At 39.9% G+C, this 26,163-nt stretch carries 19 protein-coding genes; 10 read left to right on the forward strand and 9 right to left on the reverse strand.

Going from position 1 to position 26,163, the window contains the following annotated elements; all coding sequences use genetic code 11:
* Positions 1-8: 8 nt before the first annotated feature.
* On the forward strand, positions 9-758 hold the full coding sequence (locus OK025_RS00190; protein ID WP_317667813.1) for an RNA methyltransferase: 750 nt from the start codon (positions 9-11) through the stop codon (positions 756-758).
* A 24-nt stretch (positions 759-782) separates the two neighbouring features.
* Here the strand turns inward: OK025_RS00190 and OK025_RS00195 are convergent, their stop codons facing one another.
* Entirely contained in the window at positions 783-1,163 is a 381-nt protein-coding gene (locus OK025_RS00195; protein WP_317667814.1) for a VOC family protein, read from the reverse strand.
* A gap of 216 nt (positions 1,164-1,379) precedes the next feature.
* Between OK025_RS00195 and OK025_RS00200 the strand changes: the two genes are divergently transcribed.
* The 5 genes from OK025_RS00200 to OK025_RS00220 all read left to right on the forward strand — a co-directional run bounded on the left by OK025_RS00200 (position 1,380) and on the right by OK025_RS00220 (position 7,802).
* A complete protein-coding gene (locus tag OK025_RS00200) occupies positions 1,380-2,552 on the forward strand; it encodes an MFS transporter (RefSeq protein ID WP_317667815.1) in 1,173 nt (390 codons plus the stop codon).
* A 198-nt stretch (positions 2,553-2,750) separates the two neighbouring features.
* Positions 2,751-3,665, forward strand: coding sequence for a hypothetical protein (locus OK025_RS00205; RefSeq protein WP_317667816.1), 915 nt, complete (start codon positions 2,751-2,753; stop codon positions 3,663-3,665).
* A complete protein-coding gene (locus tag OK025_RS00210) occupies positions 3,662-4,339 on the forward strand; it encodes an ATP-binding cassette domain-containing protein (RefSeq protein ID WP_317667817.1) in 678 nt (225 codons plus the stop codon). Before OK025_RS00205 ends, OK025_RS00210 begins: the two co-directional genes overlap by 4 nt.
* Before the next feature lie 27 nt (positions 4,340-4,366).
* Positions 4,367-4,909 carry a GNAT family N-acetyltransferase gene (locus OK025_RS00215; RefSeq protein ID WP_317667818.1) on the forward strand — a complete coding sequence of 181 codons (543 nt, stop codon included), beginning with the start codon at positions 4,367-4,369 and terminating at the stop codon, positions 4,907-4,909.
* Between the two features lie 148 nt (positions 4,910-5,057).
* On the forward strand, positions 5,058-7,802 hold the full coding sequence (locus OK025_RS00220; RefSeq protein WP_317667819.1) for a DNA gyrase/topoisomerase IV subunit A: 2,745 nt from the start codon (positions 5,058-5,060) through the stop codon (positions 7,800-7,802).
* 177 nt (positions 7,803-7,979) lie between these two features.
* Here the strand turns inward: OK025_RS00220 and msrA are convergent, their stop codons facing one another.
* Positions 7,980-8,495: a peptide-methionine (S)-S-oxide reductase MsrA gene (gene msrA, locus OK025_RS00225; RefSeq protein WP_317667820.1), complete on the reverse strand. Its 516-nt coding sequence runs from the start codon at positions 8,493-8,495 to the stop codon at positions 7,980-7,982.
* Positions 8,496-8,693: 198 nt separating this feature from the next.
* A complete protein-coding gene (locus tag OK025_RS00230) occupies positions 8,694-9,722 on the reverse strand; it encodes a N(4)-(beta-N-acetylglucosaminyl)-L-asparaginase (RefSeq protein WP_317667821.1) in 1,029 nt (342 codons plus the stop codon).
* A 419-nt stretch (positions 9,723-10,141) separates the two neighbouring features.
* On the opposite strand from OK025_RS00230, the gene OK025_RS00235 reads away from it, so the two are divergent.
* The 4 genes from OK025_RS00235 (at position 10,142) to OK025_RS00250 (ending at position 17,252) form a co-directional block, all read left to right on the forward strand.
* Entirely contained in the window at positions 10,142-11,368 is a 1,227-nt protein-coding gene (locus OK025_RS00235) for an NlpC/P60 family protein (RefSeq protein ID WP_317667822.1), read from the forward strand.
* A gap of 8 nt (positions 11,369-11,376) precedes the next feature.
* On the forward strand, positions 11,377-12,432 hold the full coding sequence (locus OK025_RS00240) for a dipeptide epimerase (protein ID WP_201639510.1): 1,056 nt from the start codon (positions 11,377-11,379) through the stop codon (positions 12,430-12,432).
* Between the two features lie 123 nt (positions 12,433-12,555).
* Positions 12,556-15,747 carry a TonB-dependent receptor gene (locus OK025_RS00245; protein ID WP_317667823.1) on the forward strand — a complete coding sequence of 1,064 codons (3,192 nt, stop codon included), beginning with the start codon at positions 12,556-12,558 and terminating at the stop codon, positions 15,745-15,747.
* Positions 15,748-15,764: 17 nt separating this feature from the next.
* Complete coding sequence (locus tag OK025_RS00250; protein WP_317667824.1) at positions 15,765-17,252, forward strand: RagB/SusD family nutrient uptake outer membrane protein; 1,488 nt, start codon at positions 15,765-15,767, stop codon at positions 17,250-17,252.
* Between the two features lie 60 nt (positions 17,253-17,312).
* Here OK025_RS00250 and OK025_RS00255 read toward each other — a convergent pair whose 3' ends face one another.
* From OK025_RS00255 to alaS, 6 genes are all read right to left on the reverse strand, one after another.
* Positions 17,313-18,716, reverse strand: coding sequence for a M14 family zinc carboxypeptidase (locus OK025_RS00255; protein WP_317667825.1), 1,404 nt, complete (start codon positions 18,714-18,716; stop codon positions 17,313-17,315).
* Position 18,717: 1 nt separating this feature from the next.
* A complete protein-coding gene (locus OK025_RS00260; protein ID WP_317667826.1) occupies positions 18,718-19,773 on the reverse strand; it encodes an LD-carboxypeptidase in 1,056 nt (351 codons plus the stop codon).
* A gap of 9 nt (positions 19,774-19,782) precedes the next feature.
* Positions 19,783-21,120, reverse strand: a complete 1,338-nt coding sequence (locus OK025_RS00265; RefSeq protein WP_317667827.1) for a dihydroorotase — start codon at positions 21,118-21,120, stop codon at positions 19,783-19,785.
* Between the two features lie 238 nt (positions 21,121-21,358).
* Complete coding sequence (locus tag OK025_RS00270; protein WP_075991688.1) at positions 21,359-22,054, reverse strand: response regulator transcription factor; 696 nt, start codon at positions 22,052-22,054, stop codon at positions 21,359-21,361.
* A 102-nt stretch (positions 22,055-22,156) separates the two neighbouring features.
* A complete protein-coding gene (locus OK025_RS00275; RefSeq protein WP_317667828.1) occupies positions 22,157-23,254 on the reverse strand; it encodes a TlpA disulfide reductase family protein in 1,098 nt (365 codons plus the stop codon).
* Between the two features lie 226 nt (positions 23,255-23,480).
* Positions 23,481-26,096, reverse strand: coding sequence for an alanine--tRNA ligase (gene alaS, locus OK025_RS00280; protein ID WP_317667829.1), 2,616 nt, complete (start codon positions 26,094-26,096; stop codon positions 23,481-23,483).
* Positions 26,097-26,163: the final 67 nt, after the last annotated feature.

Below are 26,163 nucleotides of genomic sequence, written 5' to 3' on the forward strand. Positions count from 1 at the left end.
CAATAAAAATGTTGTCAAAAGCGCAAATCAGTCTAATAACGTCTCTACAAAATAAAAAGTATAGAAAACAACACGGCCTGTTTATCGTTGAGGGTATAAAATCCGTGATGGAATTTATTTCATCAAGTTATGAGGTTGAGTCTATTTTCTACACGGACGACGCCAACACAAAAGTGGGTAAAATCTCGCATAATATAAAATCCCATGAACTAACGGAAACCGAATTCCAAAAGATTAGCGCACTGAAATCGCCACAAGGTATACTCGCTTTGGTCAAACTTCCTTTACAGCAAAAAATTGCACCGAGTGATTTAAAAAATAAGTTTAGCCTCGTACTCGATGATGTGCAGGATCCAGGCAATCTAGGGACAATTATCCGCACGGCGGAGTGGTTTGGAATCGAACATATTATCTGTTCCATTGGCACTGTAGACGCTTACAATCCTAAAGTAGTGCAAGCAACTATGGGCTCATTGGCAAGACTGCAGATCCACTATACTGATTTAACTAATTTTATTCCGGCTACAGGATTGAAAGTGTATGGCGCCCTACTTGATGGTCAATCCATTTATCAGACTGTGTGGGCTGATGAGGGGCTGATTGTTATGGGTAACGAAGGAAATGGCATCAGTGACGAAATAATAGCTTTGATCGATCAAGCAGTCACTATACCACGCATAGGTCAAGCCGAATCATTGAATGTAGCCGTAGCAACAACGATCTTCTGTAGTGAGATTTCCAGACAAAAACTGACATAAAACAGATTCTATTTGATGCTTCGCTTACAGTTTTTGATGTAATCCAATCCTGTTTCCTTCCAAATCTTCAATCTCTGCCACGGCAAAGCCCAAGTCGGTATGAAAAGTGGCTGGATATAACTCTTTTCCCCCCAACGCTAGCGCTTTCCCGATTGTATCGATCACATTCTCCACATGAAAATAAATCAATACTCCAACTTGTGTGGGTTTATAAATTTCCCCCTTTGCTAAAGCTCCCGTAATTCCCGGAAGCATCTCCTGAAAAGGAAAATAAGCCATTTGATTTCCATCAAATTCCTCCCGTTCAAAGGAAAAGTTAAATGTTTGGCTGTAAAACCGAACCGCTCTTTCCATATCCGTTACAGGAATTTCAAAATATACTCCTGGATTTCTATACCCTTCCATATTTAAACACTGATCTTCATCAAAAATATCAATTTTAATAGAGAAAAAGCCCCGTCGCGACATTTTTCTATTCGTTCAAAAGTTTCGATTAATTTTTGTTAAAAGAAAAAGCTTAATCGCTCCAAAAACTGTACATTTGAACAGTTCAATTGAAAGACGGATCGATACCGCTATCCATGTTCTTTTTTGAATATTCACACACGATAAAATTACACCATGCCCGCTGAACAGAAATCCATCTATACGTTACAATTTATATTACTTTGCTTAAGCTCGCTCCTATTTTCTTCTAGCTTCAATATGATCATCCCCGAACTACCCCATTATCTGAGCAGTTTGGGGGGGGCGGAGTACAAAGGGCTAATCATAGCATTGTTTACTTTGACTGCTGGAATTTCGCGGCCTTTTAGTGGTAAATTGACCGATAAGTGGGGACGTGTACCTGTCATGGCCATTGGATCCATCGTCTGTTTCATCTGTGGTTTTCTTTATCCCATTTTAACATCAGTCGCGGGCTTCCTATTCTTACGATTGATACATGGTTTTTCCACAGGTTTTAAACCTACCTCAACTTCTGCGTATGTCGCCGATCTGGTTCCTCAAAAAAGATGGGGTGAAGCTCTTGGCATGCATGGACTCGCTTTTAGCGTCGGTACAGCTGTTGGCCCAGCAATTGGAAGTGCCATTTTCGAGGCCTTTGGTATCAATGTTATGTTTTATTGTTCTTCTTTCATGGCACTTCTCTCCATTCTTATCGTCATTAACATGAAAGAAACACTGGCGAAAAAAGAAAAATTCAATCTTTCCATGCTCAAAATAAACCGCAAGGATATTATTGAATGGCGTGCCCTTCCAGCTGGAATCGTCACGTTTTTATCTTATACCGCTTATGGAGTCATTTTAACTTTAATTCCCGATTGGAGTGAATACCTGGGACTTAAAAATAAAGGGCTATTTTTTCTGGCATTTACAATCGCATCGGTGCTGATACGTTTCGTATCCGGCAAAGTTTCGGACCGTTACGGGAGACCAAAAGTCATTGTTGTCGGAATAGTCATTATTGCTATTGCACTCGTTGCTATCGGTATGGGCAATAGTTTCATTGGAATGATGATCGGCGCAAGCATCTATGGCGTGGGCACTGGTATACTCTCCCCTGCCGTCAATGCCTGGACGATCGACCTAAGCCTACCTGAACATCGGGGCAAGGCAGTAGCAACCATGTATATCTCACTTGAAGCTGGAATAGGTCTTGGGGCCTTGCTTGCTGGATTATATTATAGTGACGTTATCCTCCGGATTCCAGTCATTATGTATGCCAATGCAGTAGTTTTGCTACTGGCATTGACCTATATGCTGAGCTGGCATAGAAAGCACAAAGCCCACTAGCCTTTATTGCTTTTGCAAACTCATGCAGGACAAAACCCCATTTCCTCTTTAAATGTGTTTCTCAATGGATAGCGGAGAAATCAGTAAACTGCGCAGTAATCCGAGTACCGAGAAGAAAAGATAAGATCGAATACTTGCTTTTATATGCCACGCAATTATATTGCATATAAAAGGTAATTTATCTAAGTTTGATTTATCATGTTAAGCAATTATTTAAAGCTTCAGTATACTTTACTGTCTCGGCATATTCGGGCTACAGGACTGCCTGTTTGGCTCGCCTTTCTCCTGTTGTTTGGATTATGTTATTTTGCTTATTATGCTTTGGTTCAATACCCGCTTTTTGGTTGTTATGCACTACTGCTTTGCAATTTTCAAGCACTATTTTTGCTCACAGAAAAAAACAGAAATGATTTTCTCAAAAACACATACAGTAAACGAGATTTTCACAAGCTCAGAATAGTTGAGAATGGGCTATTAACGCTGCCGTCCTTCGTCATTCTTTTCCTCCACAGCCAATGGCACTATGCGTTGTTATTGGATACTTTGGCTGTTGTTTTTGCATTTTTGACATTTGGGGCTTTCGGAAAATCTATTCCGACACCTTTCGTAAAAAAACCTTTTGAATTTATCATCGGGTTCCGACGGAGCTACTTGCTTTTGCTTGTATTGTATCTATTGGCTGGAATCGGTTTTTATGTCGCCAATTCCAATCTTGTTTTATTTTGCGTCGTTTGCATTGCGCTCACCTGCGTTTTCTATTATCAATTGCCGGAGCCTATTTTTTACCTCTGGAATCACCATCATACACCAACAGTCTTTCTGATGCGAAAGTTTAAAAGGGGAATTTTACAGTGTCTGCTCTTGGTACTGCCCCTTCTTTTTCTGTATGTTGTAATCTTTCCATCGGATTTATTTAATGCCTGTATTGTAATGGGCGGAATATTACTTTTACTTCCTTTTGCAATCACATTAAAATATGTCGCTTACCCACGGGAAATCAATTTTCCCGAAGTTTTTGCTTTGGTACTTTGTTTTAGTTTTTACCCTTTGATCCTAGCACTCCTACCTTTCTATTACATCAAAGCAATCAACAATCTAAAAAATCACTTATGATCGAGCTTACGAATCTCAGCAAGTCCTTTGGGCAGCATCAGGTACTTCATGAAATTACGTATACATTTGACAGCAGAAAAGTATATGGTATTGTTGGTGAAAATGGCGCTGGAAAGACAACGCTATTTCGTTGTATTGCTGGACTGGAGACGGCCACTGGAAGTATAAAGTCTACTATTGAACCTCTGAAAAACACGCTAGGTTACTTGACTTCGGATCCATATTTTCTGTCAAAGCTCACGGGCGAAGAGTATATTTATCTGCTGACCGATGCACGCGGTAAACAGATCAAAAACCTCAGTGAAAGAAATATTTTCGAGCTGCCCTTAAAGGAGTATGCGAGCGCCTATTCCACGGGAATGAAAAAAAAACTAGCCCTGACAGCTACGTTGCTTCAGGACAATAATTATTATATCCTTGACGAACCTTTTAATGGCATCGATCTTCAAAGCAGCATTATTCTTACGGAAATTATTCTTCGCTTAAAAGCAATGGGTAAGACGATCTTAATTTCATCGCATATCTTTTCGACGCTAAAAGATACCTGCGATGAAATCTTGGTACTCGAAAATGGCAGAATTAATAAATCTGTAAAAAAAGAGCAGTTCGGCGACTTTGAAAAGGAAATGAAAGAAAAAATACTACAAAAAGATATCGACAAATTATGGCTTTAGCATGCCGTAACACTTGAGATAAACAATATGGAAAAACACTTACCTATACTGGAAACTGAACGTTTAATTATCCGCCCAATACAGATGGAGGACGCAGCCTATTTTTTTGCAATGGATTCACAGCCGGAGGTTCATACCTTTTTGAATAACGAACCTGTTCAATCCATTGAGGAAATGAAAAAAGTCATCGCGCATATTCTGCAACAATATGAAAAATACGGTATAGGTCGTCTAGGGGTCATTGAGAAATCAAGCAATCAATGGATAGGCTGGACGGGATTTAAATATATTGACGAATTGGAGAATGGGCGTATTGGATTTTTAGACCTTGGTTATCGTTTCAGAACGGAATCTTGGGGAAAAGGCTATGCAACAGAAGCCGCACAAGCATGCATGCAATATTACAAAGAACAGCTGACCCATTTTGAAGTACATGCCATCACACATACGGCAAACCTGGGATCAAGAAATGTCTTGGAAAAAGTAGGATTTCAGGTAACTGAGGAATTTCTTTTCGACCTATGGAATATTCCCTGTTATTGGTATGATCTGGCCATGCCTAGCGAATAAACTAATTATATTAGTTTTAAAAACTAATTTTTTTAACTTTTCATAGTTTCACTGGGATAAAACAAAATGGTTTTGTATTTTTACACGTTCGAATAAAATACTATTTCGAACATATCTGTATTGTACAATTTAATCTATTGCTGAGTAAATGAGTGACGAAACGAACTTCCCAACGGAAGATAATCAAGAAGAACTGGGATCAGGAAAAACAGAGAGCGGAAGTCAGACGATACCTTTATCGGGACTATACGAAAACTGGTTTTTGGACTATGCTTCCTATGTTATCTTGGATAGAGCCGTACCACATATAAATGACGGCTTAAAGCCCGTACAGCGTCGTATTCTCCATTCCCTAAAGGAAATGGATGATGGAAGATATAATAAAGCTGCTAACGTCATTGGTAATACAATGAAATATCACCCACATGGTGACGCTTCTATTGGCGATGCCATGGTACAATTGGGACAAAAGGATCTCCTAATTGATTGTCAGGGGAATTGGGGTTTCCCAATTACTGGAGATTCTGCGGCTGCCCCACGTTATATCGAGGGAAGATTATCCAAATTTGCAAATGAAGTTGTCTTCAATCCTGAAACGACAGAGTGGCAATTGAGTTATGATGGACGGAATCGCGAACCTGTTACCTTACCCGTAAAATTTCCTTTATTATTGGCGCAAGGTGCCGAAGGAATTGCTGTAGGACTGGCGACAAAGATTATGCCGCACAATTTCATTGAGCTCATTGACGGTTCAATTCAGGTATTAAACGGCGAGCGTCCCAATTTATTTCCAGACTTCCCTACAGGTGGTATGGCCGACGTTTCAAATTATAATGAGGGCCAGCGTGGCGGTAAAATCCGTGTACGTGCAAAAATTGAAGAACGCGACAAAAAGACGCTCGCAATTACAGAAATCCCATTTGGAACAACGACTGGCGGTCTTATTGAAAGTGTGGTCACAGCCAATGATAAAGGGAAAATTAAGATTAAAAAAATCGAGGACAACACAGCAGGAAATGTGGAGATCATAGTGCATTTGGCGCCGGGGATATCTCCTGATGTAACCATTGATGCCCTATATGCCTTTACAGCCTGTGAAGTCTCCATTTCACCTAATACCTGTGTCATCAAGGATGAGAAACCTCACTTTATGAGCGTAAATGATATTCTCATCGAGAATACCATAAACACTAAAAACTTATTGAAAAGAGAGTTGGAGATCCGTTTGAACGATCTTCAGGAGAAAATCTTCTTCAGTAGTTTATTAAAAATATTTATCCAGGAAGGAATGTACAAACATCCGGATTATGAAAATGCAGGCGACTTCGAAATCGTGGTGCAGGTTCTAAATCGTTTGTTTGAACCTTTCTTCGATCAATTTTATCGCGAGATACGCCCCGAAGATTACAAAAAATTGATCGATAAACCAATGAGCAGTATTACACGTTTCGACGTTAAAAAAGCGGACGAAATGATGAAAACGCTCGAGAATGAGATCAAGGAAGTCAAGCGTCATTTACGTCAATTGACAGAATATGCCATAGCGTGGTTTGAAAAATTACGTGAGAAATATAGTAAAGACCGCGAGCGTAAAACCGAACTGCGCATATTCGATAAAGTAGAAGCGACCCAAGTTGCGCTAGCAAATGCCAAACTATATGTCAATCGCGAGGAAGGATTTATTGGCTCGGGTATGAAGAAAGATGAGTTTGTATGCGACTGTTCGGATATAGACGACATTATTGTATTCCGCGAGGATGGCAAGTATGTTGTCAGTAAAATCCAGGATAAAGTATTTGTCGGAAAAGGAATTATTCACGTTGCTGTTTTCAAAAAAGGTGATGAACGCACAATCTATAATGCAATCTACAAAGAAGGCGAAACTGGCACCAGTTACATCAAACGTTTCTCTGTGGTAGGTGTCACACGGGATAAGGAATATGATGTATCCAAAGGTTCCAAAGGATCTAAAATACTGTATTTCACAGCCAATCCAAACGGTGAAGCAGAAGTAGTCAACATACAGCTTAAACCGCACACAAAGTTGCGTAAGCTAAATTTTGACATGGACTTTGCCGAGATTGCAATCAAGGGCCGTGCTTCACAAGGAAATATTGTATCGAAATACCCCGTCAAAAAAATCAGTTTTAAAAGTTCTGGTGTCTCCACACTGGCAGGACGAAAAATATGGTATGACACCATCATGAAACGTTTAAACGCTGATGAGCGTGGCCAATACCTTGGTGAATTCGACGGTGATGATAAGATATTGGTGGTGCTTTCAGATGGTAGCTACGAATTATCAAACTTTGATCTAAGCAACCACTTTGACGAGAAAATGATTCGGATCGAGAAATACTACCCGGACCATATCTATACAGTTGTGCATCAGGACGGCAAGAGCGGAACGTACTTTGTCAAACGTTTTAAATTTGACGATCAACCTATTGGAAAACGCATTTCCTTTATTAATGAAGATGCGGGATCTAAATTGGTATTGATGAGTAATGCGGCTGAACCGATGGTCAAATTGGAGATTTTAAAAGGTAAATCCCAAACGGAAGAAACTCTTGATCAACCTTTGACTGAAATCATCGATGTAAAAGGAATAAAAGCACAAGGTAATCGCCTATCTTTCCATACCGTAAAGTCAGTTACGCTATTAACAGCTGATGAAGATTTAAGTCAAAAAGATAAAGAAAAAGAAGTGGAAGCTCCTGCAATTACAGCAGAACAAACTACTGACAGCCCTGTAGAAACAACTGCTACCACAACAGCCATCCCGCTTAAAGAAGAAGGTGATTCCGCAGATAAAAATGATGACATCAAGTTGGAAATAACCAATCCAAATGACATCCAAATTGACGATAAAGGACAGATGGAAATGTTCTAATTCATACGTCTATACACGAAAAAGGCTCGAAAATTTATTCGAGCCTTTTTTATGCTTAATCATCCTTCTATCCTTTATACTGTATGTATAGGTGTGACATATATCTGAAGACGTCTTTTACGCCATTTATTTCTACTTAAAGCTATTGTAGATAGGGTACTTTGATATCGCGTTTTATTATCCTTTGAATTCTTTAAGGAATTTTTGAAGTTTTGGTGCAATAACAACCGAACAGAATGGATTTTCAGGATGGTCGTTGAAATAATTATGATGATAGTCCTCAGCGAGCCAAAATGTCGCAGCAGGCTCAACTGTTGTAACGATAGGATCTTCATACACATCTTCATTATCCAATTCGTCGATAAAATTCTTCGCTAAGATCTCCTGTTCTTCATTATGAAAAAATACAACCGATCTATACTGCGTACCTACATCATTTCCCTGGCGGTTTAAAGTCGTTGGATTATGTGTCTTGAAGAATATTTTCAACAGGTCTTCATAGTTCACTAGCTCTTCATCATATTCGAGTTCGACAACCTCAACGTGGTCTGTCGTACCGGTACAAACCTGTTCATAAGTGGGATTATCAATGTTTCCGCCCATATATCCCGGTAATACGGATGTCACCCCTTCCGTGTTTTGGAAAATAACTTCTGTACACCAAAAACATCCTCCTCCAAATGTTGCTTTCATACTTTTTATAATCTTGCGTATTTTAAACTTACTTTTTTCAAACATTATAGCCGACTTAATAGTTACGGCGAAAAATGTTTAGACAAATATAATTATTAATCGGCAATGATATACCCTGCTATCATCACGAAAAATATCAGTTTACGTTCTACTCATCACCTGAGAATGAAGTACTCGCACCCCGCTCACCCTATTTTATTAATAGTAGTGTTTTCCTTTAATCAATAAATCTTGTTGTTTACTGTCACACACTGCATAGGAAAAACCTTGTTGCAGCGCATAAGCACCGTATTCACCTTTTTTATTTATTGCCAGGAATCCCACTTGAATTTCCTTTGCAATAGCAGGTTTCTTCTTCACGATACGCATAACAGCTTCCTTACAGGCATCTTCGGGTGAATACCCCTGACGCATCAATTCGACAACCAAAAAACTACCTACATTGCGTATAACCTCTTCTCCAACTCCGGTAGATGTAGCCCCTCCTACTTCATTATCAACATAAAGTCCGGCTCCAATAATAGGGCTATCTCCTACCCGACCATGCATCTTGAAAGCCATACCACTGGTTGTACAAGCTCCGGAAATATTTCCATTGGCATCCAATGCCAACATACCGATCGTATCGTGGTTATACTGGTTCCCTGGCAGACGTTCCACTGCAAAGGATTGATTTTCAATATTGGCTACAGGTTTGTATTTTTTCTCCTTTAACCATTCTTTCCAAGCCTTTTCACCTTCTGGCGTTAGAAGATTCTCTTCCTTAAAACCATTTTCTAACGCAAATTGCAATGCACCTTCGCCTACCAGCATCACGTGGGGTGTTTTCTCCATGACCATCCGCGCTACTGATATTGGATGTCCAATTTTTTCCATTCCAGCAACAGCACCACAGTTACCATCCGCATCCATGATACAAGCATCAAGTGTGACGTGACCATCGCGATCTGGATAACCACCTTTACCAACTGTCATATTTTTGAGATCAGCCTCGGGTACACGTACGCCTTGTTCAACGGCATCCAATGCCTTACCACCTTTCGACAATATTTCCCAAGCGGCTTTATTTGCTGCAATTCCAAAGTCCCAAGTTGAAATTACAATAGGATATTTTTTAACACTGCCCTTTGCTGCAATCGTCAATCCTTTCGCATCAAATGCTGTCAATGTCCCCATTGCCGTCGCAGCAATCAAACCTTGCCTAATAAAATCACGTCTTGAACTCATTTCCTTATTAATATTATATAAAACTATCGCTATTGATTAATCCGTCAAAAAACAATCAAAAAAATTGCCTTCAGTCTACCGAATACAAAAAATTTCCATCATTGACTGCACAAAGGCATCGCTCTCTTTCTAGTGTATTGCACGACCTTACGTTACATCTGCCCCCAATCTACTTCATCGATATACGCCGGAAAATGCTATTCTACATTTTTACAGCTTCGTGTTAAACTGAAGAAGGATATTGACTTTACAATCAATAAGCAATATTACAAAATGGTTTTAGCAATTAGATAATTTAATTAAAATTAAACCCAAACATTCGTTTTTTAGCAACATAACATTAAAATCACTTAAAAATCGACAATAAAAATTGACTTATATTATGAATTAATCCTATCTTTAGAAACAAACTAATTCGCATGAAAAACACTCTTAAATTCGCTATTTTAGCTTATGCAAGCCTTATAGGTGTTGAAAGCAGTCAGGCGCAGCAGCTAGATTCCACGACTTATTTCAAGATCAAAGAGTTGCAAGAAAACGTAAAACGTGAATTCGCTCCCGATAAAAGAACCAAGATCGTAGCCATCCAAAAAGCGGATATAGCACAGAACCAATATGTACTTGAAACAACTGAAAAAGATGCTAAGTTCGTTTTAGAGCAAAAGGCAAAAGATATATCAGCCAATATTCAAGTACAGCTCTTGCCTGATGCAAGTGTAGGTGAAAAAACTACTGGAGTCATCAGGCTCTCCGTTGCAAATATGCGCACATTTCCAGATAATGCTGCGGAGCTAACCAGCCAAGTTTTATTGGGAACGCAAGTGGATCTTCTGCAAAAAAAGAGCGGCGACTATCGCGTGCGCACCCCCGATGGTTATATCGCATGGGTACCTACTTCGTCCATTGAAGCGATGGACAAAACCATGCTGGCCAATTGGCGACAAGCAGAAAAAGTTATCTATACAGCGGAGTTTGGAAAATCCTATTCTGAACCCAATGAAAAAAGCCAACGAGTGTCTGATCTCGTCTATGGCGACATCCTTCAGTTAAAAGGACAGAAAGGCAATTTTTATGAAATAGCATATCCGGACGGACGTTTAGGTTATATTAAAAAATCAGAAAGTCAAACCTTAAAAAATTGGTTTGAAACGCGCCAGCCTACAGCGGAAAATATTATCGCCAGTGCAAAAACAATGCTGGGCCTACCTTATTTGTGGGGGGGAACATCGGTAAAAGGTGTAGACTGCAGCGGTTTTACCAAAACAAGTTTTTTCATGAACGGCTTCGTAATTCCGAGAGATGCATCGCAACAAGTACTCGCAGGTGAAAAAATCGACATTTTAGATCAAGAAGGACATTTCGACCCTGAGAAAGCACTCAAAAATCTAAAACCGGCAGACTTACTGTTCTTTGCGGCAGGCAAAAACAGCAATCCTAATGCGCGTGTAACACATGTTGCACTCTATATCGGCAATGGAACTTTTATTCACGCTGCCGGATTGGTCCGGATCAACAGTATGCTTAAGGACGCTGCAAACTACGATGATTTCCAAACGCGGACTGTAGTTGCTGCCCGTCGTTACCTTGGCGCACGGGATAGCGCAATACAGAAGGTCGTTGAAAGCAATTATTACAACAATAAATAAACATAGTGATGAGCAATCAATCTGAATGGATTAGTAAAGATTTTGGAACCTTTAAATTGAGGTTTAGACCTTACACGCTAACTTTGCGCCATGTCTTCACTGTAGCTTCATTTAGTCGAAGCACAACACCGGTTGTATTGACCGAACTAGAGTATGACGGCATTGTCGGTTATGGTGAAGCGAGTATGCCACCCTATCTTGGCGAATCGCAGGAAAGTGTCTTATCATTCCTTAATCAGATCGATCTGACAGGCTTCAACTCTCCTTTTCAAACCGAGGAGATTCTCCATTATATCGATCAGCTTGCATTGAAAAATACAGCAGCAAAAGCCGCTATTGATATTGCATTACATGATATATTAGGGAAGATAATGAATCAACCTTATTATAAAATATGGGGATTAAATCCGGATCTTATCCCTCCGACATCCTATACTATTGGGATTGATACGGAAGAAATGATCCGTAAAAAGGTGGCGGAAGCGGATCAATTTAAAATTTTGAAAGTCAAGCTGGGTCTCGATACGGATAAAATGATCATCGATACTATCCGTCAGGTTACCGATCGACCATTATGTGCCGATGTCAATCAAGGTTGGAAAACACGTGAAGAGGCTCTCGAAATGGCACATTGGCTTGCAGAAAGAAATGTTTCTTTCTTGGAACAGCCGATGCCTAAGGAGCAGATAGACGACAATGCATGGCTTACTGAACATAGCCCTATCCCAACTATTGCCGACGAAGGATGTCAACGTCTTGTGGATGTCCCCGCATTAAAGGGTGTGTATTCGGGTATCAACATCAAATTGATGAAATGTACTGGCATGCGGGAAGCCAAACGTATGGCTGAGCTTGCGCGTTCTCTGGAAATGAAAGTTATGATCGGTTGCATGACCGAAACATCCTGTGCAATCAGTGCAGCAGCACAACTCGCTCCCCTAACAGACTGGGCTGATTTAGATGGTGCTTTATTGATCGGAAATGACATTTATGACGGTATGACCGTTGTCAATGGCAATTGCCTTCTTCCCGACCGTCCTGGAATTGGAATTTTAAGGAAATAACCCTATATTCAGTGCAATGTTTTTTTCTTAAAAAAAAGATTGCACTGAATTGCTTTCGCAAGTTTGACCAACATCCGACAGCACCAAAATATTAACAAACTAAATTAATCAATTCACACTTTTATGAAACAACATGTGCTCACAACGTTGTGTCTCATAGCCTGTAGTTCGATGCAGTCTTTATATGCGCAACAGATCCAAATTGCTGGTAAAATAACAGACAGCAACGGAAAACCAATTAGCGGAGTTACAATTAATGTAAAGGGCGCTAACCAAGGAACCTCAACAAACGAAAATGGCCTGTTTACGCTAAACGCAAACACCAACGCGATATTAAGTATCTCTGCAGTAGGTTATAGTCCACAAGAAATTCAGGTCAATGGCCGAAAAACCATTAGTATATCCCTTGTGAACAATCAACAGACTTTGGATGAAGTTATGGTCGTCGCCTATGGCACGACAAAAAAAAGCACGTATACAGGTTCCGCTGCTACCGTAAAAGCTAAAGACATCGACAATGTACCGGTCACTTCATTTGAAGGTGCACTCAGTGGACGTGTTGCCGGACTTACCGTATCCACCCCTTCTGGCCAAGCAGGATCTACACCAAGTATTCGTATTCGGGGTATTGGGTCAATGAATGCCTCCAATGAGCCCCTGTATGTCATTGACGGAGTACCAGCCAATTCCGGGTCGGGTGGACAAATGGGTGATTACATTTACACATCCAATAATGTTATGGGCAACTTAAATCCCGATGATATTGAAACAATTACGGTATTAAAGGACGCTGCGGCATCATCTTTATATGGTTCAAGGGCTGCAAATGGCGTTATCCTCATTACAACAAAAAAAGGAAAAACGGGAAAACCGACGGTAAACTTCAAGACTTCTCTTGGCTTTACCCCGACTTGGGCGACAGACAACTACGAAACTGCGTCGCCACAGGATCAAGTCAATATGTTGTATCAGATCTTTTATGACTACCGTACCTCAAACGGAAAAACTGAAACGGAAGCGAACACCTATGCTTTAACCCAACTGAATAATAAATTTAACAAACACGGTTATCGTTTCGAAACCAACGGTACTGGCCGATACGACAATGTGAACATCCTTGGAATGACCGATGGTATCGAAAATCGAGAAGGTAAATATTACGATTGGGATAAAGCCTTATTCCGTACGGGCATTTATCAAGATAACAATCTTTCGCTTTCGGGAGGAACTGACGCAACAAAGTATTTCTCATCTCTAGGTTATACGACAGATAAAAGCCGAATCAGAGTCAATGATTTCGAACGTATTTCAGGTCGTCTTAACCTAACACAAAAAATAGTGGACAATCTTGAGTTTGGCACCAATATTAACATTGGACACAACAAGAAAAAGGGATTTAATGACACTAGAAATACAGGTTCTAATTACTTCCTTCAATCCAGAAATCTTTTATGGCCTTTGTATTGGCCAACAAACTATAAAACTGGAGAAGAATGGACGGATAGATATGGTAGTTACGCTTATAATGCAGATTATTACGATAAACAATGGGACAACAGTTCCAAAACAAACAAACTGGGAGTTATCAGCAATTTAACCTGGAATATACTACCAAGTTTAACAGCTAAGACTGTATTCTCTTATGATTACACAGACATGAAGGACTACCTATATTATAGCGCCAAGCATTTTAACGGCGTCAGTGATGGCGGGGTCGTTCACCAGTTTAACACGAATATGTTAAAACTGGTTAGCTCCAATACGGTCAATTACAACAAATCCTTCGACAAGCATAACTTAAATTTATTAGCAGGTTTTGAAGTTGAGAAGAATAAGACGGATTTCATGCGCACAACAGGAAGAGGATTGGGATCTGCCGAACTTCCTTATATTTCGTCGGCGGGTAAATTTGAGGCAAATGCTTATAGCTGGGGTTATAATCTGATGTCATTTCTCGGAAAAGCTGAATATAACTACGACAACACCTATTTCCTAGCAGCCTCCTACCGTCGCGATGGTTCGTCTAAATTAGGACCTAAAAACCGATGGGGAGATTTTTGGTCTGTATCAGGCGCATATAGCTTAAAAAATCTACCTGCATTTAAAGAAAATGATGCGATCAGTACCTTACGTCTTAAAGCCTCATACGGTATCAATGGCACATTGCCCAGTGATAATTTTGGATGGAGAAGGCTTGTATCTTTCAACAACTTTAACTACAAAGGCCAGCCTGGTGGAAATCTGGTATCAAACCCTGACCCTGACATCACCTGGGAAACGTCCTATACAACCAATGCAGGGCTGGAATTTGGCTTCCTAAAAAATAGGATTACGGGATCGGTCGAATATTTTAACAGAACATCCAAAAACCTATTACAGGATGTTCCGACATCGCAGACGACAGGATTTAGTACTGTCTTAAGAAATGTAGGTCAGATCAACAACAAAGGATTAGAGATTGAATTGGCTGGCGATATCATAAAAAAAGAAGATTTCAGATGGAGTGCCAACATAAACGCCGCATTTATCACCTCTAAAGTCCAAAAACTTAACGATAATCAAGATATTATTTGGTACGATCCAACAGGATCAGTTGGTAACGACACCAAAGGAAGCGGAGATGCAAGAGCTCAATTTATCTATCGAGAAGGACAATCAACACTAGCTTTTTATGGCTACGAATGGGCTGGTGTAGATCAAAAAAATGGTAAAAATGTTTATTATACCAATAACAATCAGTCCGGTGCAGATATTTTCGATTACAATGGACGTAAAGCAACCTATGATTTTAATAAAGCAGACTATACGATCATTGGCAACGGTGTTCCAAAAGTGAGCGGTGGTCTAAATACAGATTTTGAGTATAAAAACTTCAATTTAGGCTTCAATTTCATTTACAAAATAGGCGGAAAGCTTTATGACGGTGCATTTAAGGATGTTGCGGATGATGGTTATTATTGGGAAAGAATTCGTTCCGAATACGCTTTTGAGCACATGTGGACCGACAACAATACAGGTGGGACACTCCCAAAATTGGATGGTAATGATTTAACAGATCCTCAAAAATATAGTTCAAGACAATTACATGATGCGTCTTTTCTGAGATTAAAAAATATCAACTTTGGCTATAGATTACCTAAGAGCGTATTAAATAAGATTGGATTCAGTAATGCGCGCGTTTATTTTAATGGGACTAACCTATTAACTGCATCCAAATATAAGATTGCGGACCCTGAAGTTGGTCAGTATTCAACTCGCGGATGGGAAACTCCAATTGGGAAAACTTACACATTTGGAATTGAACTAGGTTTTTAACACTTAATTTTTACACAATGAAAATATTTAAAATATCCATTATAGCAGCCACCCTACTGACGTCACTCAGTAGCTGCAAAGATTTTCTGGATGTCGAGCCAGGTAATTCAATCGACGCCAACACGGGATTCAATAATGCAAGCGATGCTAGAAACAGAATCAACGGCCTAAGTCGGCTTATAGCCTCGTCAAACTATTACGGTCGAAACTTCGAACTCTATGGTGAGGTTAAAGGTGGTGATCTAACGGTTTACTCGCAAGGGAGAGGTTTGGATCAATTATATTCTTTCAATCAAGATGCTGAAACCAACAACTTATCTGGATTCTGGTCTCAAATCTATTATTGTATTGCACAGACAAATGATGTTCTAGAAAAAATAGACAAAGTTGAAGCAACCTCCAAAGCTCAATATGCGAATGCACAAGGCCAATTATTGACTTTACGTGCACTGTTTTATTTTGACCTAGTCAGGTTATATGGCAAATCCTATACGCAGGATAAAACTTCCAAAGGTGTACCGATTGTTATCAATTCGGCCTCCTATGATAACAAACCTACCCGTGCTACCGTAGATGAGGTATATACACAAATCTTAAAAGACCTGAAGGCTGGCCAAGAGTTGCTCAGCGCGAGTAAAAAGCCCGATAATGGCTATATCAACTACTATGCGAACCTAGCCATCCAAAGCAGAGTCTATTTAACCATGGCAGACTACGAAAATGCGTATCAGAAAGCAAACGAGATCATTACCGACAATGTATACAAATTGTATGAAAATGAAAAGTGGGCAAGCTCCTGGACAAGTATGTATGGTAGTGAATCTATCTATGAACTTGGTATTAACGAAGGTGAGGCGGACCTTGGAACAGCTAGCTTAGGCTATTACCTTATGCGGAGAACCGGAGGTCAAGGGGGAATGTTCTATGCCAGTGATTATTACCTGAATCGATTAAAGGAGGACAACAGTGATGTCCGCTGGGCAATTTTAGGTCGTGATGAAAGCTCAGCCACTCGTATGGGTGCCGTGTATAAAAACTTAGGTAGTGTTAATACCAATACATCGCTCCCTTTAAATTCCTTGGGTGATAAAGGAAATACAAACAACACCGCTGTAAATATTAAAGTCGTTAGACTGTCGGAAATTTATCTTATCGCGGCCGAAGCGGCCTTAAAGAAACCTGCCGCTGACCCAACGAAGGCCGCCAGCTTTTTAAATGCTATTAGCAAACGCTCTCCTAACCGTGCTGCGTTTACTGCTGTATCCATTAGTGAAGATGCTATTCTTAACGAAAAAAGCAAAGAACTCTTTGGCGAAGGACATCGCTATTGGGACATGATCCGTCTAAATAAAAAGATTACTTTCAATGACGATTTTCAGGGCTTAACAATCAAAACAAGGCCAAAAGAAATTGATCGTACGTTTGAGAAATGTATATTACCGATTCCTCAATCTGAGATAAATGCCAATCCAGCATTAAAAGATCAACAAAATCCGGGTTATTAATTTCCGAAGCAAAGAAGGTCATTCTAGCATGACCTTCTTTGCTTATTGAAGAGCAAAAAGCTAATAAATCCTGTTTTTATAATTTGGGTTACAATCAGAAACACGAAGATCTAGGACGTAACCATTGATGATGGCATACTTGATATTTTCGTCTGTGCCAATAAAAAAATTTGCCATAGAACCGAGTTCAGGTAATCCCTCAGACAGGAAACCTTCACGGGATACAATATTAATCGGAAACTGATGCAATTTCCCGGCAGCTTCGTCATCCTTAATATGAACCGTAGCTATCCCTTTGTGCAATAGGTCCTGAATAAGATTATGATCCAATTGCTCAATAAGAAGTATATTATCATATTTCTTAGCAGGGATAAACTTAAGTCCCGAAACATCCAGATCCTGATATCCATAAAAATCCTGTAAATCGCCGATATCTTCAACAATTCCTTCCATGTAATAGTCAGATCCTATCGTCTTTTCAATTTGCCGAATGGCAATATCAACAACAATTTGGCTTCCATGCTGCTCAATGGTCAAATTTCTCAGCAACACATCATGGAGCTTTTCATCATTGAAGGGAATTGTATCGTAGTCGGTAACCGAATACTGTTTAAAGGATTGGTCAGCAATCTCCTCAAATGCTTTTAACAATGCGACGAAATTACATTTTCGGACCAGCATTTTTTCGGTATCACCAACATAAGCTCCTGATTCAATTAAAATCGTCCTGGCGCCCCATTTTTGAAAATTATCACCGAAACCGCGCGGTGTATGCTCATCGTCATACCTTGCAACCGCCTTTGGAACAAATTCCTGAAGGACTTTATTTATTCCGACAATCACCCGCATCGCATCTCCCCGAGTTTCATTGATACTCCGCGCATAGTCATAGGCAGGTGCCAATAGGGAAATTGTCACTGGCATATTTGTTCCGGGAATATTGTAGTAATTGTTTTGGTTATGCAGGTTAAAGGCAAAATCAGGTTTTAGCAACATGGCTTGCGCCTTCAATAAGGCTCCTTCCACTGTTGCAGTTGCCCTTGCATCTCTGTTCATATCCACATCCATGGCTGTCCTACGCTGAAACCGTTCTGTTCCATCAGGATTTAGCATCGGAATAAAATATAAGGTCACTTTTGATGCTATGTCATCTCTAACCGCATCAAAACCATCATCTTTTCCGTTGAAAAAATTAAATAGATCAAACAGGGCCATTGTTGCTGTAGGTTCATCACCATGCATTTGTGACCATAAAAGTATCTTGATTGGCCCTTGTCCGTATTGTAGTCGAAAGATCGAACGATCTTCAGTGGACTTTCCAATTTCCGATACAGCAAAACGTCCAGTGCTCCTGATATTTTCTAATAATGGTAAAATATCGGCATGTTTAAATCTTCTATGCATCAAAGCCTTTTCTTCATATAAAGAAAAGGCTTTGATGAAATCAACTTTTACTAATTTCATATTAATCTTTTAATGCTGGCTCCATTAAAGCAATCGTTCCTTGCGAAGCATCTACGCGGACTTTTGCTCCTACGGGCAAAATAAACTGTTCGGCAATATGACCAACGACAGCCCCTGTATAAGCGGGTATTTTTAACGGTTTGATATAATCATTGAACAGTTGGTCAAGTGTTACGGATCCATAGCCACCAGATGGTTTACAATTGGTGCACTTGCCAAAAATAAAACCCTTAATCGCACCCAGTACACCAGCATTTTTCAATTGACAGAACATGCGGTCAACACGTTCCATATCTTCGTCGACCTCTTCGAGAAAAAGAATTTTATCTTTAAAATCTGGCAGATAAGGTGAACCACATAAGCCGGTCAACACGGTCATATTTCCACCCAGCAATACCCCATCTACTATACCCGGATGAATAGTGGCAATTCGGTCTTTGGTCTGCACAATGCTATCACCTTTAGACTTGGGGTTTTCAAATATTGCTGGCTGATTGGCTACAAACTGAGCATTGAAAGCCTCTGCAAGTTTCTTAGTCCAGGTACTGATACCCACTGCACCATGAAACGTTATAAGTCCTGTCTTGGCATATAATGCCAAAATTAATGCTGTTATATCTGAATATCCCAATAAAATTTTGGGGTTATTGGCGATCAGTCTGTAATCTAATCGATCTAAAAGACGTGATGTACCCGAACCTCCTCTGATGCAAACAATCGCTTTGACGGTCTTGTCTGCAAACATATCATGAATGTCTGCTATACGCTCCTGATCTGTACCGGCCAAATTACCGTAGCGGCTGCGTATATGTTTACCTTCTTTTACTTTAAAACCCAGTGTCTCAAATATCTCACGTGCAATGCTAATCGACTCTTCATCATCCAATACACCAGCAGGCGTTATTAAACCTATGGTATCCCCTAATTTTAACCTCGTTGCAAGCAAAGCAGCCTGACCGTAAAATTCGTCTCTATCTCCGGTTGGCTGCCCCATTCCAAGTACAGGAATAGACAACAGGCTTAAAGCAATCGATTTTAGAAAGGCTCTTTTTTCCATTGCTAAATACTATCGGTTAAACAACAGACGTTCACCAGCACCTTTCTCAATAAGTTGTCCATTGGAGAAAGCAAGTTTACCTGATACGAGAGTATGTTCAATCGTTGAACTAAACGTGTGTCCCTCAAATGGTGACCAGCCGCATTTCGACAGGATATTCGCTTTCGATACTGTATAAGGTTTATTCAGATCGACCAACACAAGATCCGCCCAATATCCCTCACGAATGTATCCTCTATCTTCGATTTGAAACAATGTAGCCGTATTGTGCGCAGATTTTTGCACTAATTGTTCCAGGGTCATTTTTCCTGCTTTGACCATATCTAACAAGGCTTGCAACGCATGCTGTACAAGAGGTCCTCCGCTTGGTGCTGAAACATAGGGCTGAGATTTCTCCTCAATTGTATGCGGAGCGTGATCTGTCGCTATCACATCGATATGTCCATCCAGAACAGCTTTTAAAATCTGATCGCGATCATTCACCGTTTTTACGGCTGGATTCCACTTGATAAAATTACCTTTTGAGGCATAATCCTGATCAGAAAACCAAAGGTGATGAATACAGGCTTCAGCCGTTATTTTTTTATCCTTTAGTGGAATATCATTAGTAAATAATGCAATTTCTTTGGCGGTTGAGATATGAAGGATATGCAGGCGTGTATGGTGTTTTTTTGCCAGTTCGACAGCTTTTGACGAGGATAAATAGCAAGCTTCTTCAGAACGAATCAAGGGATGCATCTCAATTTTTAATCCATCCTCACCATATTTTTCCTTAAATAGGGCCAGATTCGCCTTTATCGTTGCCTCATCTTCACAATGCGTAGCCACCAAAGTCGGAGCATTTGCAAAGATACCTTCCAACGCTTTTTCATTATCAACCAACATATTGCCAGTAGAGGAGCCCATAAAAACTTTTATACCACAGACATTTCTTGGATTAGTTTTAAGTACCTCCTCAAGATTATCATTTGCTGCCCCCATAAAGAATGAATAATTGGCTAGCGCATTTTTTGCCGCAATATCATATTTATCTTGAAGCAATTGCTGGGTCAACGTATTAGGAACAGTGTTAGGCATTTCCATGAAAGAGGTTGTCCCACCGGCCACTGCGGCGCGACTCTCATGCCATATATCCGCTTTATAGGTTAAACCGGGTTCTCTAAAGTGAACCTGGTCATCAATAAGTCCTGGAAGCAAGTGTAGCCCCTCAGCATTTATTTCCTGATCAGCAGGATGATTAATTTCCTGAGCAATCATTTCGATTCGACCATTGCTGATATATACGTCAGCAACCTCAACTTTACCTTCATTGACAAGTTGCGCAGATTTTATAAGAATAGATGACATGTTGAAATTTTTACTTTGCTTTAGGTCAAAAGTAAAGATTTGTTGTGGTGATATCAAGTTATCTCGATAAAGAGTTGCCTATATGGAGGACAAATTTTTCCTTAAATCCTCTCCTTCCTCCTATGTCAAATTTGAAATATCCTACTCGTAATTTGTCTAGATTTGGCGCAAGACGAATCGCATTGAATCTAAACTCCGGAAAGTTAATCGCAAAAAAGAGAGGCCAGGGCCTCTCTTTTTATTCTTTATCGAATTTGTATCCTACGCCCTTTACGGTGGTTACATAGTCGTCACCTATCTTTTCGCGCAGCTTACGGATATGGACGTCAATTGTACGATTGGTTACCACAACAGAATCTTCCCAAATACTCTTTAAGATCTGTTCGCGTGTAAACACCTTATTTGGTTTTGATGCCAATAAATACAATAACTCAAACTCTTTCTTTGCAAGAACAATCTTTTGTTCCCCTTTGTAAACTAAGAAAGAATCTCGATCAATGACCAAGTCGGCAATTTCAATTTTATCCTGAACAGAGGCATCTGACTCTTCGGAAGCATTTCTTCTTAAGATAGCATTGATGCGGCTCATTAAAGCACGCGGCTTAATTGGCTTTGCAATATAATCGTCTGCACCGACATGAAATCCTGCGATCTCCGAATACTCTTCGCTTCTAGCAGTCAAAAATACCATGAACGTACTTTTGAATTCAGGCATTGCGCGCATGATACGACAAGCTTCAATTCCATCCATCTTTGGCATCATCACATCCAAGATGATAAGATCAGGATTTACTTGTTTAGCAACGTTGATTGCCTCTTCCCCATTTTGCGCTGTAGAGACCTGATAACCTTCACGATTTAAGTTGAATGCAATTAAATCCAAGATATCCTTTTCGTCATCAACAATTAAAATCTTTTGTTTCGAAGAACTCATTTGTCTATTTTTTTTGCTAAATTATAAACAAAATGATAACAATCAGTTAATCTAGTGTTACCAAATTATTAAGTAATATAATATTTAACAATAACACATTGATTACTTAATTGTTTTCTTCAAAAATGCCTCCAGCTCCTCTCCACGCAAGTTCTTTGCTATAATAATTCCGTTCGGATCGAGAACATATGAGGTAGGCAACGCTTTCACACGGAAATCAATGACAACCGGTGAGCTCCAAGCCTTCAAATCTGACACATGTGTCCAAGTTAACTTGTCATCTTCGATAGCACGCATCCAGGAACCAGGATTATCATCAAATGAAACGGAGAGTATGTCAAAGCCTTTACCATGATAGGTATTGTACAACCTAACGAGATTAGGATTTTCCTGGCGACAGGGCATACACCATGAAGCCCAAAAATCCACCAAAGTATATTTCCCTTTAAAACTCGATAATTTAACTTCTTTGTTTGATGGTGTAAACGAAGTCAACTCAGGAGCAGGTTGCCCAATTGCCATTTTTTTCAGTTTTTGGGTCTCCTCTTTAAACTGTGTCACGTATCTGTTCTCCGTAAATTCATTTTTTATTTTATCTGCATAGGTAATGATTTCATTTTCGGCCACTTCAGGATCTAAGGTCGAGATTGCATAAAAACCTGCAAGATCATTGTGCTTATTTGAGAAATCGACTGCTTTTTTTGTATATGTACGCAATTCTTCTGCAAACTTTGCTTTATATTCAGCACGAATCTTTTCGATCTCAGCTGCTGTCGAATTGGCCGTTAGCTTTGAAAACACCGTCTGCAATGAATCCTGTAGATAGTCGCGATAATTTCGCTCTTTGGCAAAAGGCTGTATAGTCTTTGACAATTCAGAACCATCAACCTGGTAATCATTTACATCTTTATGCAAATCTGTCTTAAATGTAATCGTTTCCCCCGGAGAAGCAATTAAATCATACCGATTTTTACCGACACGCAAGGACAACAATCTGGACTGGCTAGCAGGTCGTACGAACTGAAATTTGTTATTATCGCCAAAGAACATAGAATCCAGCTTCGTATCGCCTTCATACAATGAAATAACTTTGATATTGCCAGGATTTTCGACATTTCCAGCGATGGTAAACTGTTCTTTATTTTGGCAACCCATCATCAAACCAACGATCCCTACTGCTAAAAAAACTGCCTTTTTCATCCGTTTATTTTTATTTGTTAAGTACCTATTCCCAATTACGCAAATGGCTTTGCTCTCTTTGATTCACGCTACATGTCACAGCTTAAAGAATCGTAAAAACGATCAGATTTATTCGGATCCTCCAAGGAAGAAGTCGAATAAATCTGATGGCTTCAATATTTAGGAAATAAAATCATCTATTTACATCCTAGTTTAGCTAAGTAGCCTGTTCAACTACCCCTAAAATTTATTTCAAGAAATCTATTGCTCGCTCAATGGCACCTTTTAATCCGGCGGCGTTCTTGCCTCCAGCTGTTGCGAAGAATGGCTGACCACCGCCACCACCTTGGATATCCTTAGCCAAATCACGCACAATATTACTTGCGTTCAACCCTTTTTCTTTGGCCAATTCGTCTGATATGACGACTGTTAAACTTGGCTTACCATCAAATTCAGCGCCGATAACCAGAAACAAGTTATTAACAGCCCCCTTTACCGCATAAGCCAAGGTTTTCACCGCCTCTGCACTCGGTAGATCGACGATTGTGGACAAGAAATTAATTTCGCCAACCTGTTGGATCTTTGCTTCCAGATCCGACTTTAACGCTAAGGATTTTTCCGTAATACTTTTCTCTACTTCTTTTTTCAAAGCGCCATTCTCATCGATGATTTTACCCAGTGCAGAAACAAAATCTTTCGGATTATTCATGAGCTCTTTCAGGTGGTGAACCAATTCGAAATGCTCACGGATAACAGCTGCAGAGCGAGTTCCAGTAATTGCTTCTATACGACGTACACCAGCTGCTACAGCAGATTCCGAAACGATTTTGAAAAACCCTATTTGACCGGTTGCACTGACATGTGTACCACCACACAATTCTTTAGAATATTGATCTTCGAAGGTGATTACACGAACAAAATCACCATACTTCTCACCAAATAGTGCTGTTACGCCCGAATCCAATGCTTGTTGATAAGGGACATTTCGTTCCTCCTTCAATGGAATATTTTCACGAATTTTGGCATTCACAATATCTTCCACCTGTTTGATCTCCTCTTCTGTCATTTTTGCAAAATGAGAGATATCAAAGCGCAAAATATCAGCGTTGACCAACGATCCCTTTTGATTCACGTGACTTCCCAACACCTGCTTAAGGGCAGCATGCAACAAATGGGTTGCGGAGTGATTGTTTTCAGTATCGATTCTTTTGGTTTTATCGACCTGTGCAACAAATGTTCCTTTTAATTCCAGCGGCAATTTGTTTGTAAAATGTACAAATAGACCGTTTTCCTTTTTCGTATCTGTGATATAAATCTTTTCTCCAGTTTCTTCGGAAACCAATTCTCCCGAGTCGCCTACCTGACCACCACCTTCGGCATAAAAAGGACTAACAGAAAGCACCAATTGGAATTGCTCTTTATTTTTCGCAACAACTTTACGGTATTTAATAACCTCAGTAACGGCAGTTAACGTATCATAGCCTACAAATTCAAATCCTTCTTCATCATTTACAACAACCCAATCACCCGTATCTATAGCAGTGGCAGCACGAGAACGGTCTTTCTGAATTTGAAGTGCCTGGTTGAAACCTTCCATATCAACCGTTAAACCTTTTTCGCGCGCTAGCAATTCCGTCAAATCGATCGGGAATCCATACGTATCGTATAACTCGAAAGCAAAATCTCCATTGATTACGGTATGGTCCTCCACGTAATTTTCAAAACGTTGGACGCCCGTAGATAAGGTTCTTAAGAATGAAACTTCCTCCTCTAAAATCACTTTCTGCACAAAATCCTGCTGCTGGATCAATTCGTCAAATACTCCGGCGAACTGAGCTGCCAATACAGGTACAAGTTCATTGATAAAAGGAGCCTTAAAGCCTAAAAATGTATACGCATAGCGTACTGCACGACGTAAAATACGACGGATCACGTAGCCAGCTTTATTGTTGGATGGCAGTTGACCATCGGAAATTGCAAAACTAACCGCACGAATATGATCAGACACTACCCGCATGGCAATATCAGACTTTTCATCTATACCATATTTTATACCTGATTTCTCAGCAATAAAATCAATGGTAGGCGTAAATACATCTGTATCATAATTGGAAGTCTTACCCTGTATACATCGCACCAAACGCTCAAAGCCCATTCCCGTATCCACATGTTTAGCTGGTAGCGACTGAAGTGAACCATCTTTCAATCGATTAAATTGCATGAAGACAAGGTTCCAGATCTCAATTACTTGCGGGTGGTCTGCGTTGACCAAACTCTGCCCTGAAGTCTGTACGCGCTCTTCTGTACTACGCATATCAAAATGGATTTCGGAACAAGGTCCACAAGGTCCTGTCTCGCCCATTTCCCAGAAATTATCTTTTTTGTTACCCAGGAGAATTCTATCTTCACCAATCCATTCTTTCCAGAAATCGAAAGCTTCCATATCACGTTCTAAGCCTTCCTTTGCATCCCCCTCAAAAATAGTGACGTATAAACGATCTTTGTCTAATTTATATACTTCTGTCAACAGCTCCCAAGCCCAAGCAATAGCTTCTTTCTTAAAGTAATCACCAAAGCTCCAATTTCCCAACATCTCAAACAACGTATGGTGGTAGGTATCGATCCCTACTTCTTCCAAATCATTGTGCTTTCCGGAAACACGCAAACAACGTTGCGTATCGGCAACACGCGGAAATTTGATGGGTGCTTCACCAAGAAACAAATCTTTGAATTGATTCATCCCCGCATTGGTAAACATTAATGTTGGGTCATTTTTTACAACTACTGGTGCTGAAGGTACTATCTGATGCCCTTTACTTTGAAAAAAGTCCAGAAAGGCTTGACGAATTTCTCTACTTGTCATTTAATTATCTAAAAATATGTGCAAACTTACTCAAAATTGGTAGGTTATGCAATGTAGAATTCCATAT

The sequence above is a fragment of the Sphingobacterium sp. UGAL515B_05 genome, from assembly GCF_033097525.1.
Taxonomy (GTDB): domain Bacteria; phylum Bacteroidota; class Bacteroidia; order Sphingobacteriales; family Sphingobacteriaceae; genus Sphingobacterium.